This is a genomic window from Mycobacterium sp. 1274761.0 (assembly GCF_001668615.1).
Lineage (GTDB): Bacteria > Actinomycetota > Actinomycetes > Mycobacteriales > Mycobacteriaceae > Mycobacterium.
The window spans coordinates 79,641-95,079 of sequence record NZ_LZMC01000058.1 but is presented as its reverse complement, the minus strand read 5'-3'; the positions used below and the strand labels follow the sequence as shown (position 1 = coordinate 95,079).

17 protein-coding genes are annotated in these 15,439 nt (G+C 66.4%); 15 read left to right on the top strand and 2 right to left on the bottom strand.

The genetic code is table 11. From position 1 onward, the window contains the following. The first annotated feature begins 9 nt into the window (after positions 1-9). Both A5651_RS12060 and A5651_RS12055 read left to right on the top strand, forming a co-directional pair. Complete coding sequence (locus A5651_RS12060) at positions 10-1,224, top strand: acyl-CoA dehydrogenase family protein (protein ID WP_066980240.1); 1,215 nt, start codon at positions 10-12, stop codon at positions 1,222-1,224. A 30-nt stretch (positions 1,225-1,254) separates the two neighbouring features. Continuing rightward, a complete protein-coding gene (locus tag A5651_RS12055) occupies positions 1,255-2,253 on the top strand; it encodes an oxidoreductase (RefSeq protein WP_066980237.1) in 999 nt (332 codons plus the stop codon). A gap of 273 nt (positions 2,254-2,526) precedes the next feature. Here the strand turns inward: A5651_RS12055 and A5651_RS12050 are convergent, their stop codons facing one another. Then, a complete protein-coding gene (locus A5651_RS12050) occupies positions 2,527-3,498 on the bottom strand; it encodes an esterase family protein (RefSeq protein ID WP_066980234.1) in 972 nt (323 codons plus the stop codon). A gap of 307 nt (positions 3,499-3,805) precedes the next feature. On the opposite strand from A5651_RS12050, the gene A5651_RS12045 reads away from it, so the two are divergent. The 11 genes from A5651_RS12045 to A5651_RS11995 all read left to right on the top strand — a co-directional run bounded on the left by A5651_RS12045 (position 3,806) and on the right by A5651_RS11995 (position 13,724). Next, the gene (locus A5651_RS12045; protein ID WP_066980231.1) at positions 3,806-4,375 is read left to right on the top strand and encodes a TetR/AcrR family transcriptional regulator; all 570 of its coding nucleotides are present in this window, start codon (positions 3,806-3,808) and stop codon (positions 4,373-4,375) included. 40 nt (positions 4,376-4,415) lie between these two features. Then, positions 4,416-5,576 carry an acyl-CoA dehydrogenase family protein gene (locus A5651_RS12040; protein WP_066980228.1) on the top strand — a complete coding sequence of 387 codons (1,161 nt, stop codon included), beginning with the start codon at positions 4,416-4,418 and terminating at the stop codon, positions 5,574-5,576. 9 nt (positions 5,577-5,585) lie between these two features. Further along, positions 5,586-5,972 (top strand): nitroreductase/quinone reductase family protein, encoded by a 387-nt coding sequence (locus tag A5651_RS12035; RefSeq protein WP_066980225.1) that lies wholly within the window; start codon positions 5,586-5,588, stop codon positions 5,970-5,972. 85 nt (positions 5,973-6,057) lie between these two features. After that, on the top strand, positions 6,058-7,155 hold the full coding sequence (locus A5651_RS12030) for a homogentisate 1,2-dioxygenase (RefSeq protein ID WP_066980222.1): 1,098 nt from the start codon (positions 6,058-6,060) through the stop codon (positions 7,153-7,155). Continuing rightward, positions 7,155-8,378 carry a S9 family peptidase gene (locus A5651_RS12025; protein WP_066980219.1) on the top strand — a complete coding sequence of 408 codons (1,224 nt, stop codon included), beginning with the start codon at positions 7,155-7,157 and terminating at the stop codon, positions 8,376-8,378. Before A5651_RS12030 ends, A5651_RS12025 begins: the two co-directional genes overlap by 1 nt. Then, on the top strand, positions 8,375-9,577 hold the full coding sequence (locus tag A5651_RS12020) for a CaiB/BaiF CoA-transferase family protein (RefSeq protein ID WP_066980216.1): 1,203 nt from the start codon (positions 8,375-8,377) through the stop codon (positions 9,575-9,577). Before A5651_RS12025 ends, A5651_RS12020 begins: the two co-directional genes overlap by 4 nt. Beyond that, positions 9,574-10,518, top strand: coding sequence for a hydroxymethylglutaryl-CoA lyase (locus tag A5651_RS12015; protein ID WP_066980213.1), 945 nt, complete (start codon positions 9,574-9,576; stop codon positions 10,516-10,518). Before A5651_RS12020 ends, A5651_RS12015 begins: the two co-directional genes overlap by 4 nt. 3 nt (positions 10,519-10,521) lie before the next feature. After that, positions 10,522-11,133, top strand: a complete 612-nt coding sequence (locus A5651_RS12010; protein ID WP_066980211.1) for a TetR/AcrR family transcriptional regulator — start codon at positions 10,522-10,524, stop codon at positions 11,131-11,133. Positions 11,134-11,161: 28 nt separating this feature from the next. After that, complete coding sequence (locus A5651_RS12005; RefSeq protein ID WP_066980210.1) at positions 11,162-12,400, top strand: acyl-CoA dehydrogenase family protein; 1,239 nt, start codon at positions 11,162-11,164, stop codon at positions 12,398-12,400. Continuing rightward, positions 12,397-13,386: a phosphotransferase family protein gene (locus tag A5651_RS12000; RefSeq protein ID WP_066980206.1), complete on the top strand. Its 990-nt coding sequence runs from the start codon at positions 12,397-12,399 to the stop codon at positions 13,384-13,386. Before A5651_RS12005 ends, A5651_RS12000 begins: the two co-directional genes overlap by 4 nt. Further along, positions 13,383-13,724: a DUF6285 domain-containing protein gene (locus A5651_RS11995; protein ID WP_066980203.1), complete on the top strand. Its 342-nt coding sequence runs from the start codon at positions 13,383-13,385 to the stop codon at positions 13,722-13,724. The genes A5651_RS12000 and A5651_RS11995 overlap by 4 nt, the downstream gene beginning before the upstream one ends. 89 nt (positions 13,725-13,813) lie before the next feature. On the opposite strand, the gene A5651_RS11990 is transcribed toward A5651_RS11995, so the two are convergent. Continuing rightward, positions 13,814-14,443: a class I SAM-dependent methyltransferase gene (locus A5651_RS11990; RefSeq protein WP_066980200.1), complete on the bottom strand. Its 630-nt coding sequence runs from the start codon at positions 14,441-14,443 to the stop codon at positions 13,814-13,816. Positions 14,444-14,503: 60 nt separating this feature from the next. On the opposite strand from A5651_RS11990, the gene A5651_RS11985 reads away from it, so the two are divergent. Both A5651_RS11985 and A5651_RS11980 read left to right on the top strand, forming a co-directional pair. Beyond that, positions 14,504-14,890, top strand: coding sequence for a nuclear transport factor 2 family protein (locus tag A5651_RS11985; RefSeq protein ID WP_066980197.1), 387 nt, complete (start codon positions 14,504-14,506; stop codon positions 14,888-14,890). 1 nt (position 14,891) lies between these two features. Further along, positions 14,892-15,428: a YceI family protein gene (locus A5651_RS11980; RefSeq protein WP_066980193.1), complete on the top strand. Its 537-nt coding sequence runs from the start codon at positions 14,892-14,894 to the stop codon at positions 15,426-15,428. Positions 15,429-15,439 lie beyond the last annotated feature (11 nt).

Sequence of the window (15,439 nt, the reverse complement as noted above, 5' to 3'; positions counted from 1 at the left end):
AAACCTGTCATGGCAATCAATCTGGAACTCCCCCGCAAGCTCAACGCGGTGATCGACAAGGCGCACCAAGGTGCCGCCGAGATGTTGCGCCCGATCTCACGCAAGTGGGACCTTCGCGAGCATGAGTACCCGGTCGAGCTCGAAACCCTGGCCACCCTCTTCGAAGGCATCTCGGATGCAAAGGCTTTCGCGTTCGCAGGCGCCGAGGCGTTCGCCGGTGGTGACGAGCCCAAGGAGGCCAACCACAACGGCGGCAACATGTCCGCCGTGCTCAACGTGATGGAAATCAGTTGGGGCGACGTGGCATTGATGCTTTCAGTGCCGCGCCAGGGGCTGGGCAACGCCGCCATCTCCAGCGTTGCCACCAAGGAGCAGCTCGAACGGCTCGGCAAAGACGTGTGGGCGGCCATGGCCATCACCGAGCCGGGCTTCGGCTCCGACTCGGCGGCGGTGTCGACGACGGCCAAGCTCGACGGCGACGAGTATGTGATCAACGGCGAGAAGATCTTCGTCACCGCGGGATCGCGCGCCACCCACATCGTGGTCTGGGCGACGCTGGACAAGTCGCTGGGCCGCGCGGCCATCAAGTCGTTCATCGTGCCGCGTGAACACCCCGGAGTGACGGTCGAGCGGCTCGAGGACAAGCTTGGCATCAAGGCCTCCGACACCGCCGTCATCCGTTTCGACAACGTCCGGATCCCCAAGGACAACCTGCTCGGCAGCCCCGAGATCCAGGTCGAAAAGGGCTTTGCGGGCGTCATGGAGACTTTCGACAACACCCGCCCAGTCGTCGCCGCGATGGCCGTCGGTATCGCGCGAGCCGCGCTGGAGGAACTGCGCAAGATCCTCGAAGACGCGGGCGTCGACATCTCCTACGACAAGCCGGCGCATGCCCAGAGTGCGGCCGCCGCCGAGTTCCTGCGCATGGAGGCCGACTGGGAAGCGGGCTATCTGCTGATGGTCCGGTCGGCGTGGCAGGCCGACAACGACATTCCGAACTCCAAGGAAGCGTCGATGGGCAAGGCCAAGGCGGCCCGCGTGGCCACCGACGTCACGCTGAAGGCCGTCGAAATGAGCGGCACCACAGGCTATTCCGAGGAGACGCTGCTGGAGAAGTGGGCGCGTGACAGCAAGATCCTCGACATCTTCGAGGGCACCCAGCAGATTCAGCAGCTGGTGGTGGCGCGCAGGCTGCTCGGCTTGTCGTCGGCCGAATTGAAGTAGCGCACTTACGCCGCGACGTAATGTCGGGGCATGGACAATTTCTCCGCCCTGGTCGCCCGCAAGAACGACGATCGCATCGACTGCGCGGTCGAGACCCTGGCGGAGTCCGACCTGCCGCCCGGCGAGGTCACCATTCGGGTGGCTTATTCCAGCGTCAACTACAAAGACGCGCTGGCAGTGACGCCCAACGGCGGTGTGGTGCGCGACTATCCGGTGGTGCCCGGCATCGACCTGACCGGCGAGGTGGTCGAGTCGTCGTCCCCCGACTTCGCCGTCGGTGACGCGGTGCTGGCGCACGGCTACGAGATCGGCACCGGGCGCCACGGCGGCTACGCTGAGTACGCCCGAGTGCCCGCCGACTGGGTCGTCGCGCTGGGCCCGCTGACGCCGCGCGACGGCGCCGCCATCGGCACTGCAGGATTCACCGCAGCCATGAGCGTGCAGGCGCTGATCGACTGGGGCATAAAGCCAGACCACGGACCGATCGTCGTGACGGGAGCCACCGGCGGTGTCGGCTCCGTCAGCGTCGACCTGCTGGCCACCGCTGGCTACGAAGTCGTGGCGTCGACGGGCAAGCCGGAGGCTGCCGACCGGCTGAAGGCGCTGGGGGCGGCCGAGGTCATCGGTCGGCTCCCCGAGGACCCCGACGCGAAGCCCCGCCCGCTGGGCAAGACGCGCTGGGCCGGCGCGGTGGACTGTGTCGGCGGCAAGACACTGGCCGATGTCCTCAGCACGCTGCGCTACGGAAGTGCCGTGGCGGCCAGCGGTCTGACCGGCGGGCCCGGCCTCAACACCACCGTGATGCCGTTCATCCTTCGCGGTGTCTCATTGCTCGGCATGGACTCGGTGCAGATGCCGATCGGGCGGCGCCGCGAGCTGTGGGACAAACTCGGCACTTCGCTACGGCCGCAACACCTTTCCGACATCACCAACGAAGTCGACATCGCCGATGTCGTCGGCGTTCTCGACGAGATCCGCGAGGGCCGCTATTCGGGCCGGGCGGTGGTCAGGGTGGCCGGAGGGTTTTGATGCGCCGCGTCGTCGTCGCGGGCATCTGCGCTACAGCCATCGCCACCGCACCCGCGGCGGCAGCCGACCCTTCCGACGGGGGCTTCGAGCCGTACGGGCCCGGCGTGCCGACGATCGTGTCCGGTGGCCCGATGCCGTCGATGAACGGGGTGCCCTGCTTCGGCGGTCATCTCGGGACGTGTATGTCGCTCGGACAAAACCAACCCCCGCCGAGGAAACCCTCGACGGGGGTTGGTCACAGCCCAACGATCAGGCGTTGATCATCCAGCCTGGTTACCCAAGGTGCTCGATGAGGTCGGGCTTCATCTGCTGCAGCTGTTGACCCCAGTACTCCCAGCTGTGCGTGCCGTACGGCGGAAAGTTGAACACGGCGTTATTGCCGCCCGCGGCGATGTAGTTGTCGCGGAACGTCTCGTTGGTCCGGATCGTCAGACCCTCGAGGAACGTGGCCGGCAGGTTCGCGCCACCGAGCTCGTTCGGCGTGCCATTGCCGCAGTACACCCACAGGCGCGTGTTGTTGGCGACCAGGGCTGGAATCTGGACCATCGGGTCGTTGCGCTTCCAGGCCGGGTCGGTCTCGGCCGGGCCCCACATCGGGCCGGTCGAATAGCCGCCGGCGTCTCCCATCGCCATGTTGATCAGGAACGGCCACTGTCCCTCGGACGGGTTCAGGAAGGCCGATAGCGATCCGGCGTAGATGTACTCCTGCGGGTGATACACGGCCAGGATCATCGCCGAGTTGCCAGACATCGACAGGCCGACCGCGGCGTTGCCGTTCTGCGAGACGCCCTTGTTATTCGCCAGCCACTGCGGCAGCTCGCTGGTGAGGAACGTCTCCCACTTGTAGGTCTGGCAGCCGGCCTTGCCGCAGGCGGGCTGATACCAGTCGGTGTAGAAGCTCGACTGGCCGCCGACCGGCATCACGATCGACAACGGGGTGTCGTAGAACCACTCAAACGCCTGGGTCTCCAGATCCCAGCCGTTGTAGTCGTCGCGCGCGCGAAGACCGTCGAGCAGGTACACCGCGTGCGAGCCATTGCCCTTCTGGAACTGGACCTTGATGTCGCGGCCCATCGACGGGGACGGGACCTGAAGGTATTCAACGGGCAGCCCAGGACGTGAGAATGCGCCCGCGGTCGCCGATCCTCCCGCGAAGCCGATAATCCCGGGCAGCAACACCGCCGCCAATGCGGCGACTGTGAGCCTGCGCGCCCAGCGGCCTCGGATTTTGTCAACGATCGTCATAACTGCAGTCCATCCATCTTTCGGTTGTCGCGTTACGCCTACACCCCGCGAGCGAACTTCGCTCCGGCATCGCAGCACGGTCTTTACTGCTTGCCACGCCCGCTCCAGCAGCCCGGGGGACTGTCAGAGCAGACCGAGTGATCTTCAGTTGTGCGATGTTGAGTAAAACATGCGACCAGGGCAGTCGAAACCCCGGCCGGTACCCTGTGGCCCTTTCGTAAGCGAATTGGGGCGTTACGCCGGAGACAATTAGCAAGGGCCCGACGTCCGGGTCGGCCGTACAATTTCCACCGTATCGTGAGCGCTGATGGCCAAGAATCGGGCGGGTGCCACCACCAGCCGGTTAACTGTTGACGACTGGCTGCAGGCAGGTTTTGCGATCCTGGCCGAAGAGGGCATTACGGCGCTGAAAGTCGACCGTTTGTGTAGTCGTCTTGGTGTCACCAAAGGCAGCTTTTACTGGCATTTCACCGATATTGCCGGCTATCGCGCTGCGCTTATCGAGGCCTGGGCTGATTTGCGTGACGACGACCGGCGCCATTTCGCCGACATGTCGTCAATTCCGCCCCGGCAACGCCTCTCGCACATGATGTCGTCGCTGTTGAACGCCCGGCAGTGGACGCTGGAGCGGGCCATGCGCGAGTGGGCCAGGACCGACCCCGCCGTCGCCGCGAGCGTGCGTGTCGCCGACCAACGGGTTGTCGACGCCGTTCGGCGCGCCTTCCTCGACGACGGCTTCGATGAGGAGGAGGCCGACCTGCGCGCCAACGCCACCTTCGCCGCGGGCATCGGTTTCCTGCACCTGTCCGGACAAACGCCGAACGCCGCCGCAGCCGACCGGCGGGAGCGCTTTCTCGACCTGATGCTGACCCACTGACCGGTTTTTCCATACCTAAAAGTATGGTACGTTCGCGGCCATGACGGCCCCCACGGCGCCTGAGATCAGCCCCGAGTTCGTCGCCGCCCTTGCCGAGCGCGCACAGCAGGCCGAGCAACTGCGTCGGCTGCCCGGCGCCACCGTCGAAGAGTTCGCCGCCTCCGGCATGGCCGACCTGCTGGTTCCGGCCCGCTACGGCGGCGTGCAGGCCAACTGGCCTACCATCCTGGACCCGGTCCGCCGCATGGCCCACGGATGCGCGTCGAGCGCCTGGACACTGGGGTTTTTGATCCTGCACAACTGGATGATGGCGCTGTTCGGAGAGGAGGCGCAGGAGGAGGCGTTCGCGACGCGGCCGTTTCTGGCGCCCGCTCCCCTGGCGCCGACGGGTCATGGCGCGCCCGCCGAGGGTGGCATTCGGCTCTCCGGGCGGTGGTCGTGGGCCACCGGCGTCATGCACGGCAACTGGATCATCGTCGGTGCGCTGTGCGGTGAGGGAAGCGGCATTTATCCCGCGCTGGCGCTGCTGCCGATCGGCGACGTGACCATCGACGACGTGTGGCACACCGACGGCATGTGCGCCACCGGCTCGAACGACGTCGTCATCACCGACGCCTTCGTGCCGGCGCACCGACTGGTGCGCGTGGCTGACATCTATAAGGGCACCGCACCTGGTGCCGCGCTCCACGACGCCGACACGTACCGCTGGCCGATGGTGCCTGCGTTGGCACTGCTGGCCGCCATGCCTGCGCTCGGCAGCGCCGAACGCGCCGCCGACATCTACGCCGAGCGGTTGTCTCAACGTGTGCTCGCCTACGAGGGCGTGACACAAAAGGACAAGCCGATCGCGCAGGCGCACCTCAGCGAGGCACGGGTGCGACTGCGGGCGTTGCGGGCCCTGCTCGCCGATACCGTCGGACAGCTCGAAAACCTCGTCGCTGCAGGCGATCCCGTGCCACGGCCGGTGCGTGCTGAAGCACGCTTGTCCGCTGCCCACATCGTCGCCGAGTCACGACAGGTGATCGCGCGACTGCTCGCGGCGTCGGGCGCCAGCACGCATTTCCTGAACCATCCGCTGCAGCGGATCAAACGCGACGTCGACGTGCTGTCCGGACATGTGGTGTTCGACTACGACACCAGCCGCGAGTTGGCAGGTGCGTTGATACTGGGAATGGATGTCCCGCGAACCGCGATGGTGTGAGGAGTACCTGTGAGCGACCTCCGTGACCGACTGACGACGTTCTTTCAGAAGAACATCGCCAACCCACTGATGCGCCGGCTGCCGACCCAGACGTTGCTGGAGACGACAGGCCGCAAGTCGGGCGAGCCGCGGCACACGCCGCTCGACGGCAGCAAGGTCGGCAACCAGTTCTGGTTCGTGTCCGAGTTCGGCGAGAAGTCGCAGTACGTCAAGAACATCAAGGCCAATCCCAACGTGCGGGTGCGACTGCGCGGTCGCTGGCACACCGGCGTCGCGCATTTGGTGCCCGACGACGATCCGCGCGAAAGGCTGCGCTCGCTGCCGCAGTTCAACAGCTTCGGCGTGCGTACGTTCGGCACGAATTTGTTGACGATCCGGGTGGACCTGACTGATTAGCCCGTTGACGCGGCAGCCGTGGAAAAAGTAAAGTTAGATTTACTTTTCTACTGCGTCCTGATGTCTACGCACCCTGGAGCCAACCATGGAATCGTTCATCCACCTGCGAAAAGGCACCACGCCGCGGCGACTGCACGCAGATCTGGACGGCCTAAAAGACGACGAGCTGGGGCGCGGCGGGTTCACCGGACGCACGGCGAACATGTACCGCCGCAACGATCCGACCGCGTACCGCAGCTCGGGCCCGCTGCGGCCCGTCGACGTGCTGGCGAGCGAACTCAAGCCCAGCGATGCCACCGACGCCGCGGGTGGACCCATGCTGTTGTTCTCCAACCCGGACTGCCAGGTGCTGCTGTCGCGCCGCACCGAACCGATGCCGTTCTTCGCGCGCTACGTCGACGGAGACGTGCTGTCCTTCGTGCACAAGGGATCCGGCCTGCTGGAAACGGAATTCGGCCCGTTGCCCTACCGCGAGGGCGACTGGGTCTACATCCCGAAGGCATGCACGTTCCGTCAGGTGCCCGACAGCGAGTCGACCCTGCTCATGATCCAGACCACCGACGAACTGCGCGTGCCGCCACCGGGCACGCTCGGGCGGCACTTCCCGTTCGACCCGTCGCAGGTCGTCATCCCCGATCCCGCGCCGCTGGATGCGCCTCCCCCGTCAGGTGACTCCTACGAGGTGCGGCTGATCCACGACGGCGGTCCCACAACGCTTCGCTACGAACACCATCCGCTCGACGTTGAGGGTTGGCGCGGCGACAATTTCGCGTTCACATTCAACATCGCCGACTACAACGTCGTCACCTCCGACAGCGTGCACCTGCCGCCGACCGTGCACCTGTTCATGCAGGCGACCGGCGTGTACGTGATGAACTTCCTGCCCAAGCCCGCCGAGGGCGTGCCAGGCACCGAGCGCACGCCCTGGTATCACCGCAATGTCGACTACGACGAGATCGCGTTCTTCCACGGCGGGACGCTGTATGGGATTCCGATGCCGCCGGGCCTGATTTCGCATGCGCCGCAAGGGGTTCACCACGGCGCTCCGGAGAAAGCCCGCGAACGGGCGCGCCGCAAGTTCGACGAGTACGACCGGGTGGACTGGTCGGTGATCGCCATCGACACCCGGCGTCGGCTCGTTCCGTCCGACGAGGTTCTCGCCAACGATTTGGGGCAGCACTGATGACAATCGCAGAGGCGCCGGTCAAGTACGACTACGATCGCATTCCGTATCTGGTTGCCTACCAGAACAATTCGACGACACGCGACACCTACGGCGGCGTCGCCGAGTTGGTGGTGATGGAGAGCTATCTGCTCAAGCCGAAGGACCCAGAGCCGGCCGCCGCCGGAGCCACCTCGGTGGCGACCAAAGATACCGTGCTGGTGTTCATGCACCCGATCGGCGGCGGGGCCTACCTGCCGATGATCACCGCGCTGGCGCGGGCGGGCCATCACGTCATCTACTGCAACAGCCGATTCCGCGGCACCGACTCCGCGCTGTTGATGGAAAAGGTCGTCGAGGATCTCGGCGAGGCCATCAAGGACGCCAAGAACCGGTTGGGCTACGACAAGGTAGTGCTGGCCGGCTGGAGCGGCGGCGGCTCGCTGTCGGTGTTCTACCAGCAGCAGGCGCAGAACCCGACGATCACCGCGAGCCCGTCGGGTGACGGCCCCGACCTGACCAAACTGGGCCTGATCCCGGCCGACGGCATCATGCTGCTGGCCGCCCACGTCAGCCGCCACGGAACGCTGACCGAGTGGCTGGACGCGTCGATCCTCGACGAGTCCGACCCGTCCAAGCGCGACCCGGAGCTGGACCTCTACAACCCCGACAATCCGAACCAGCCCCCGTACACGCCGGAGTTCCTCGAGCGCTACCGCGCCGCGCAGATCGCCCGGAACCGGCGAATCACGAAGTGGGTCAAAGAAAAGCTAGCGAAACTCGTCGCTGACGGCCGGCCCGAGGACGAGTTCGGCTTCGTCGTACACGGCACCATGGCCGACCCGCGCTGGCTGGATCCGACGGTCGATCCCAACGAACGCGCACCCCGGACGACTTATCTGGGTGATCCTCAGGTGGTGAACAACAGCCCGGTCGGGCTGGCCCGGTTCTGCACCCTGCGCAGCTGGCTGTCCCAGTGGAGCTATGACGACGCCAACGGCGACGCGGTCAAGTGCGGCCCCGACATCGCCGTGCCCACCCTGGTGATCGGCAACTCGGCAGACGATGCCTGCACGCCGAGCCACACCCGCCGCCTGTTCGAGGCGATCGGGCATGCTGACAAGGAGATGTACGAAATTCCGGGCGCGAACCACTACTACTCCGGTCCCGATCAGCGCGAGACGCGGGCCAAGGCGGTCGGCATCTGCACCGACTGGCTGCACCGCCACGGGTTTTCGCTATGACCGCTGGCCCGCTGGACGGTATCCGCGTCATCGAAGTCGGCACGCTGATCTCCGGTCCGTTCGCGGGGCGGCTGCTCGGCGACATGGGCGCCGAAGTCATCAAGATCGAACCGCCCGGCACGCCGGACCCGCTGCGTACCTGGGGCCAGGCCGAACTCGACGGGCACCACTTCTTCTGGACCGTGCACGCCCGCAACAAGAAGGCCGTCACCCTCAACCTGCGCGAACCCGCGGGCCGCGACCTGTTCCTCGATCTCGTCCGACGCTCCGACATCATCGTCGAGAACTTCCGGCCGGGCACGTTCGAAAAGTGGGGCCTGGGATATGACGCACTGGCAGCCCGCAACGAAGGCATCATCCTGGTCCGGGTCTCCGGCTACGGACAGACCGGGCCCGAAGCCCACAAGGCCGGCTACGCCTCCGTCGCCGAGGCCGCCAGCGGGCTTCGGCATATGAACGGTTTCCCGGGCGGACCCCCGCCGCGGCTGGCGCTGTCACTCGGCGACAGCCTCGCGGGCATGTTCGCTGCGCAGGGTGCCATGGCCGCGCTGTACCGGCGCACGGTCACCGGCAGAGGCCAGGTCGTCGACACCGCGCTGACTGAATCCTGCCTGGCCGTGCAGGAATCGACGATTCCCGACTACGACGTCGGCGGCGTGGTGCGTGGCCCGTCGGGCACGCGGCTGGAAGGAATTGCTCCCTCGAACATCTATCGCAGCGCCGACGGCAGCTGGGTGGTGATCGCCGCCAACCAGGACACTGTCTTCCGGCGGCTGTGCGCGGCGATGGGCCAGTCCGAGCTCGCCACCGATGACCGGTTTTCCAATCACGTTGCGCGCGGACGCAATCAGGACGAGCTGGACAAGATCATCGGCGACTGGGCAGCCGAGCGCTCACCCGACGAGATCGTGTCCACGCTGTCGGAGGCCGGGGTGATCAGCGGGCCGATCAACACCGTCGCCGAGGTGGTGCAGGACCCGCAACTGCGGGCCCGCGGCATGATCGCCGACCACTGGGACGAACGAGTCGAGCGGAACATCAAGGGGCCCGGCGTGGTTCCGGCGCTATCGGAGAGCCCCGGAACGATCAGGACCGCGGGGCCGGCCCGTCCCGGTCAGCACAACGACGAGGTATACCGCGGTCTGCTCGGCAAGACCGAAGCCGAGCTGAATGCGTTGAAGGGTCAGGGAGTCATATGACCGAATTTCGCACGCGAGGAGCAGAAGAGTTCCTGCCTAGCCATGTCGACATCCGCGAGGTCGCGATGCGCGACGGCCTGCAGATCGAGGCGCCGATCCCATTGTCGGACAAGATGAAAATGCTGGAGGCCATCGTGGCCACCGGCGTCAAGGAGGTCGAGGCCACCGCGTTCGTCTCCCCCTCCAAGGTGCCCGCGCTTGCCGACGCCGCGGAGCTGGCGGCCGAACTCGCGCAGTTCCGGGATGCTGCCGGTGTCGAGTTCTCCGCGCTGGTCGCCAGCCCGAACGGCGCCAAGCGCGCAATCGCGGCGGGCCTGCACTCGATCGAGTACGTGGTGTCGGCCGCCGACGGTCACAGCCGCGCGAACGTCGGCAGGCCCACCGCCGATGCCGTCGCACAGATCCCCGACATCATTTCGATCGCCCACGACAGCGGCACATCCGTTGAGGTCATCGTCGCGACCGCGTGGGACTGCCCGTTCGACGGGCCGACGCCGCCGCAGCGAGTGCTCGACATCGTGACGGTCGCCTGCGACAACGGTGTTGATCGACTGGCGATCGCCGACACTATCGGCACCACCACGCCGCGGCGCGTCAGCGATCTCGTCGACCAGGTGCGACCACTGATCGGTGACATTCCGCTCGGTGCGCACTTCCACAACACCCGCGGCGCTGGGCTGGCCAGCGCCTGGGCCGCGGTGTGCTCGGGCATCACGCGGCTCGACGCGTCCGTCGGCGGGCTGGGCGGCTGTCCGTTCGCGCCGGGCGCCAGCGGCAACATCGCCACCGAAGACCTCGTCTATCTGTTGCGCGACAGCGGCATTCACGTCGATGTCGACCTGCAGGCCGCGATAGCGGCGGCCGAGATTGCGCAGACCGCCGTCGGCCACGAGCTGCCCGGCGCGCTGCTGCGGGCCGGTGACCGGCTGCTCGGCGAGTAGCGCGTGCCAGCCCAGACGCTGACGCCCAAGGGCCGCCAGACCCGGCACGCCATCGAAGAGGCGGCCAGGAAACTGTTCGCCGAGCGGGGCTTTCACGGTACGACGCTGGCCGACATCACCTCGGCGGCGGGAAAGTCGCCCGCGGTGTTCTACCGCTACTACACCGACAAGGAAGACCTGTTGGCCGCGCTGGCCGAATCCTTCCTGCGCGACATCGTGACCCCGTCGGGGCTGAGCCTGCGACTGCCCGATTCTCCCGATGACAGCGAGTTCTTCACCACGGTGGTCACCGGCTACTGGAACATGTTCAAGCAGAACATCGGGATCATGATCGCGGTCGCGCAGCTGGCGGCGACCCAGCGGCGATTCGCCGATGTGCAGAACGAGTTCCGGCGCTTCGGGATGGACATCGTCGCCGCATCGGTGCGCCGCGCCCAGGAGCAGGGCCACGGCACCGAACTCGATCCCGAACACACCGCCGCCGCGATCGCGTTGCTGTTCGAGAACTTCACGACCGTGTTCGTCGGCCGCTCGGGTCTGGGGCTGGAGATCGGCGACCAGGACGCCATCGCGACCCTGTCGACGATATGGAAGAAAACGCTGTACGGGTACTGACTAGACTGCGCAGAGAAAGGGAATCACCGTGGATTTCGCTCTCCCCGAACATCTTCCGGGCCTGCTGGCCGAGATGGACGAGTTCATCGAGACGGAGATCAAGCCGCTGGAGCGGGAGAACATCCAGTACTTCGACCAGCGTCGGGAGCATGCCCGCACCGACTGGGACAACGGCGGCATCCCGCGCCGTGAATGGGAGGATCTGCTCGGCGAGATGCGTAGGCGCGCCGATGCGGCCGGCTGGCTGCGGTACGGGCTGCCATCTCAATTCGGTGGCCGAGGCGGCACCAATATCGACATGGCGGTGATCCGGGAACATCTGGCGCACAAGGGTCTCGGCCTGCACAACGATCTGCAGGACGAGTCCTCGATCGTCGGAAACTTCCCTCAGGTCATCATGATGGACAGGTTCGGCACCGACGCCCAGAAGCAGGAGTGGACCGAGGCGCTGATCACCGGTGAGCGGTCGATGGCGTTCGGGTTGACCGAGCCGAACCACGGCTCGGACGCCACCTGGCTGGAGACGACGGCGGTGGCTGACGGCGGCGAGTGGGTCATCAACGGCGCCAAGCGGTTCAACACGGGGGTGCACCGCGCCACCCACGATCTGGTCTTCGCGCGCACGTCCGGCGACCCCGGCCAGGCCCGCGGTATCACCGCGTTCCTCGTGCCGACCGACGCGCCGGGCTTCACCGTGCCGTACTACTGGTGGACGTTCAATATGCCGACCGATCACGGCGAGGTCGAACTCAAGGACGTGCGGGTGCCGGCTGACGCGGTGCTCGGTGAGGTGGATCGCGGGCTGGAGGTGGGCCAGACGTTCCTGCACGAGAACCGGATTCGCCAGGCGGCGAGCAGCCTCGGCGCCGCCCAGTACTGCATCGACCGTGCCGTCGGTTACGCCAACGACCGCAAGGTGTTCGGCAAGCCGCTCGCGGTGAACCAGGCGGTGCAGTGGCCGCTGGTGGAGCTGCAGACCGAGGCGCAGATGGTCCGCCTGCTCGTGCGGTATGCCGCCTCGGAGCTGGACCGCAACCACCACATGGAGGTGTCGGACAAGGTGTCGATGGCCAACTACCGGGCCAACCGCCTGGTGTGTGAGGCCGCCGACCGGGCGATGCAGGTGTTCGGCGGTGTCGGCTACAGCAGACACGAGCCTTTCGAGCACATCTACCGTCATCACCGCCGCTATCGGATCACCGAGGGTGCCGAAGAGATCCAGATCCGGCGGGTGGCCCAGCGGCTCTTCGGTTTCGGCCGCAAGTGAAGCAGCAACTGGCCGAAGTCCTTCGGCCCGTCCTCGGCGAGGTGAGCATCGAGAACCTCACCACGTTGACCGGGGGTGCGAGCCGCACCACATGGGCGTTCGACGCCATCGGCTCAAACGGCGGCCGCCAGGCGCTGATCCTGCGCACCGGCCCCCCCGACGAGGTTCATGCAGGGATGGAGCTGGAAGCGCGCGTGCAGCAGCGGGCGGCGGCCGCAGGGGCACCGGTGCCCCATATCCTCGCCGCCGAAAATTCGGCTGCGGCACTGGGTAACCCGTATCTGATCTGCAACGCGATCGCGGGCGAGACGATCGTCAGGCGCATCCACCGCGCGCTCGACGACGCCAGGCGCGACCGGCTGCTGCGCCAGTGCGCGCAGGCGCTGGCCGCCATCCATCGCGCCGATCCAGATGGCATCGGGCTGCAGCGGGCCGAGCAGCTGTCCGAGTGGCGCCATCGGCTTGACGAAATGGCCGATACCACAGCGACATTCGAGTGGGCGTTCCGCTGGCTGGCCGCCAACCGGCCACCGGCCACGCCGCCGCGGCTCGTGCACGGCGATTTCCGGATGGGCAACTTGATCGTCGACGAGTCCGGTCTGGCCGCGGTGCTGGACTGGGAGCTGGTGCATATCGGCGAGGTCTACGAAGACCTGGCCTGGTTCTGCATCCGCGCCTGGCGGTTCGGCGCGCCGGAGGAGCTCGGCGCCGGCGGCCTCGGCAGCGTCGACACTTTTCTGTCCGCCTACGAGGACGCCGCCGGCGTCGATCTCGACCGCGACGCGTTTCGCTGGCATCTGACCGTGGCCACGCTGCGGTGGGGCGTCATCTGCCGGTTTCAGGCCGAGCGGCACCTGTCCGGGCAGACCCCGTCGGTCGAACTGGCCGCGATCGGTCGACGCGTCAGCGAAACGGAATGGGATGTGCTGGATCTGCTCACCGGGAGCTCGGACGCGAGGAGCACAAGGAGGAGTGGTCCACGATGACGTCGATGTACGGCAGGCCGACGGCCGCCGAGCTGGTCGCGGCCGTCGCGGACTTCCTGGACACCGACGTGCGGCAGTCGCTTGACGGCCAGCTCGCCTTCCACACCCGAGTCGCGGTCAATGTGCTGCGGACCGTCGAGCGCGAGCTGCGCACCGAGTCGGCAGGCGATGTCACCGCCGCGCTCGGTGAGCTGGGTTTCTCCGACGAGATCCAGTTGGCCGCCGCGATCCGCGCCGGCGAGCTCGACGGCAGAGCGGGAGAGGTGTTGCCCTGTCTTCGGACGTTGGTGCGGCATCGGCTGGCCGTCAACCACCCGGGATACGACGGGTCGACGTGATCGTCACGCCGAGATCTGCAGCAGGGTCGTTGTTTCAGCTCGCGAACAGCCCTGGCGCAGCACTCGCCGCGTGTGGGGTGCGGTCACAGTCAGACCCGCCGGACGCGGGCCAGCCACGCGGGCTCGTCGACCCGGGCACCGATCGGCAGCCCCAACGCGTCGGCGTGCACCTCGGTGACGACACCGCGATAGGTCGTCGGCTGCAAGTCCTCGAGCTCCCATCCTTCGACGAACGCATCACGGATGGTCTCGCCGCTGACCTGCGGCCCGAAGCCGCGTCCGGCGTCGGACAGCGCGAGGACGTGCACGACGCTGCCGGGGTGTGTCGCATTGCGCAGGCTCGCCACGTATTTCGGCCGATCGCTGTCGTCGAAGATGTGGAACAGCGCGCTGTCGACGATCGTGTCATAGCGCGGCTCCGGTGGCAGGTTCATCGCGTCGGCGACCTCGAACCGCGCGTCGATACCCCTGGCGGTCGCGTTGCGGCGGGCCTGCTCCACCGCCTCCGCGGCAAAGTCGATGCCCAGCACGTCATAGCCGAGGCTGGTCAGCAAAATCGTGTGCTCCCCCGTTCCGCAGCCGGCGTCGAGCACCGTGCCGCGGATCAGCCCGGTCCGTTCCAACTCGACGATCGCGGGCTGCGGTTCGCCGATCACCCACGGCGGGGTGGTGGTCCGGTAGAACTCCTCAAAGCGGTCGATCGCAGGTGTCGTGTCCATGAAATCCAGTGTTGTACCTGAACCGAAGTTGAGGTCAACTGATTACGAGGAGGCCCACCCATGCCCACAGTCACCGCCGACGTCGCCGATCGGCTCTTCGCCGCAATCGAGAACGGCGACGCCGTAACCGTCGAATCACTCTGGGCAGACGATGTGCTGGTGTGGAAGTCCGCGGAACCCGAAGACCAGGTCAAGAAACGCGCATTGCGCGTCATCACCTGGTTCATCGACACCACGACCGCACGCCGCTACGAGATCCTCGACCGCCAGTACTTCGACGGCGGATTCGTCCAGCAGCACATCCTGCACGCCACCGCCCGCAGTGGCGGATCGATCTCGATGCGGGTCTGTCTTGTGATCAAGGTGGGCACCGACGGCCTGATCCACAAAATCGACGAGTACTTCAACCCCGCGGAATTGACACCACTGCTCAACACCGGAGGATGACATGCCAAGCCTCAGCGAGTTTTTCAGCGATCCCTCATCGGCCGGATCCTGGACCGTCGTGCCCGATCAATCCACCATCACGGTGACGGCCAAGTCGTTGTGGGGTGTAATGCCCGTCAAGGGCCGCTTCACCGAGTTCAGCGGCGAAGGCCAAGTCACCGCTCCTCAAACGGTGTCCGGACACGTCGACATCAAGGCCGCATCGCTGCGCACCGGAATTGGTAAGCGCGACAAGGACTTGTACGCCGCAGATTTCTTTGACACGGAGCGGTTCCCGGACATCAACGTGGTGGTGACAGGAGCTGACAACGTCAACGGCGACACGGTCGATCTGCGTGCGGAACTGACCGTCAAGGGCACGACGAAGCCGGTTTCGTTGACCACCAAGGTGACGCCGGTCGGCGACGGCGGAATGCGGTTACACACCGAGGCCACCGTCAACCGAAAGGACTTCGGCGTCGACGGCAACATGATCGGGATGATCCCCGATAATGCGACGATCAAGGGCGACGTCGTGTTCCGCCGCACCGGCACGTAGGCGGTTGGTTT

Excerpts from the sequence above, each read along its gene's own strand:
- A5651_RS12055 (WP_066980237.1), top strand. The coding sequence starts at position 1,255 with ATGGACAATTTCTCCGCCCTGGTCGCCCGCAAGAACGACGATCGCATC.
- A5651_RS11995 (WP_066980203.1), top strand. The coding sequence starts at position 13,383 with ATGACGTCGATGTACGGCAGGCCGACGGCCGCCGAGCTGGTCGCGGCC.
- A5651_RS12030 (WP_066980222.1), top strand. The coding sequence starts at position 6,058 with ATGGAATCGTTCATCCACCTGCGAAAAGGCACCACGCCGCGGCGACTG.
- A5651_RS12050 (WP_066980234.1), bottom strand. The coding sequence starts at position 3,498 with ATGACGATCGTTGACAAAATCCGAGGCCGCTGGGCGCGCAGGCTCACA.
- A5651_RS11990 (WP_066980200.1), bottom strand. The coding sequence starts at position 14,443 with ATGGACACGACACCTGCGATCGACCGCTTTGAGGAGTTCTACCGGACC.
- A5651_RS12015 (WP_066980213.1), top strand. The coding sequence starts at position 9,574 with ATGACCGAATTTCGCACGCGAGGAGCAGAAGAGTTCCTGCCTAGCCAT.
- A5651_RS12025 (WP_066980219.1), top strand. The coding sequence starts at position 7,155 with ATGACAATCGCAGAGGCGCCGGTCAAGTACGACTACGATCGCATTCCG.
- A5651_RS12020 (WP_066980216.1), top strand. The coding sequence starts at position 8,375 with ATGACCGCTGGCCCGCTGGACGGTATCCGCGTCATCGAAGTCGGCACG.
- A5651_RS12060 (WP_066980240.1), top strand. The coding sequence starts at position 10 with ATGGCAATCAATCTGGAACTCCCCCGCAAGCTCAACGCGGTGATCGAC.
- A5651_RS12045 (WP_066980231.1), top strand. The coding sequence starts at position 3,806 with ATGGCCAAGAATCGGGCGGGTGCCACCACCAGCCGGTTAACTGTTGAC.
- A5651_RS12040 (WP_066980228.1), top strand. The coding sequence starts at position 4,416 with ATGACGGCCCCCACGGCGCCTGAGATCAGCCCCGAGTTCGTCGCCGCC.
- A5651_RS11980 (WP_066980193.1), top strand. The coding sequence starts at position 14,892 with ATGCCAAGCCTCAGCGAGTTTTTCAGCGATCCCTCATCGGCCGGATCC.
- A5651_RS11985 (WP_066980197.1), top strand. The coding sequence starts at position 14,504 with ATGCCCACAGTCACCGCCGACGTCGCCGATCGGCTCTTCGCCGCAATC.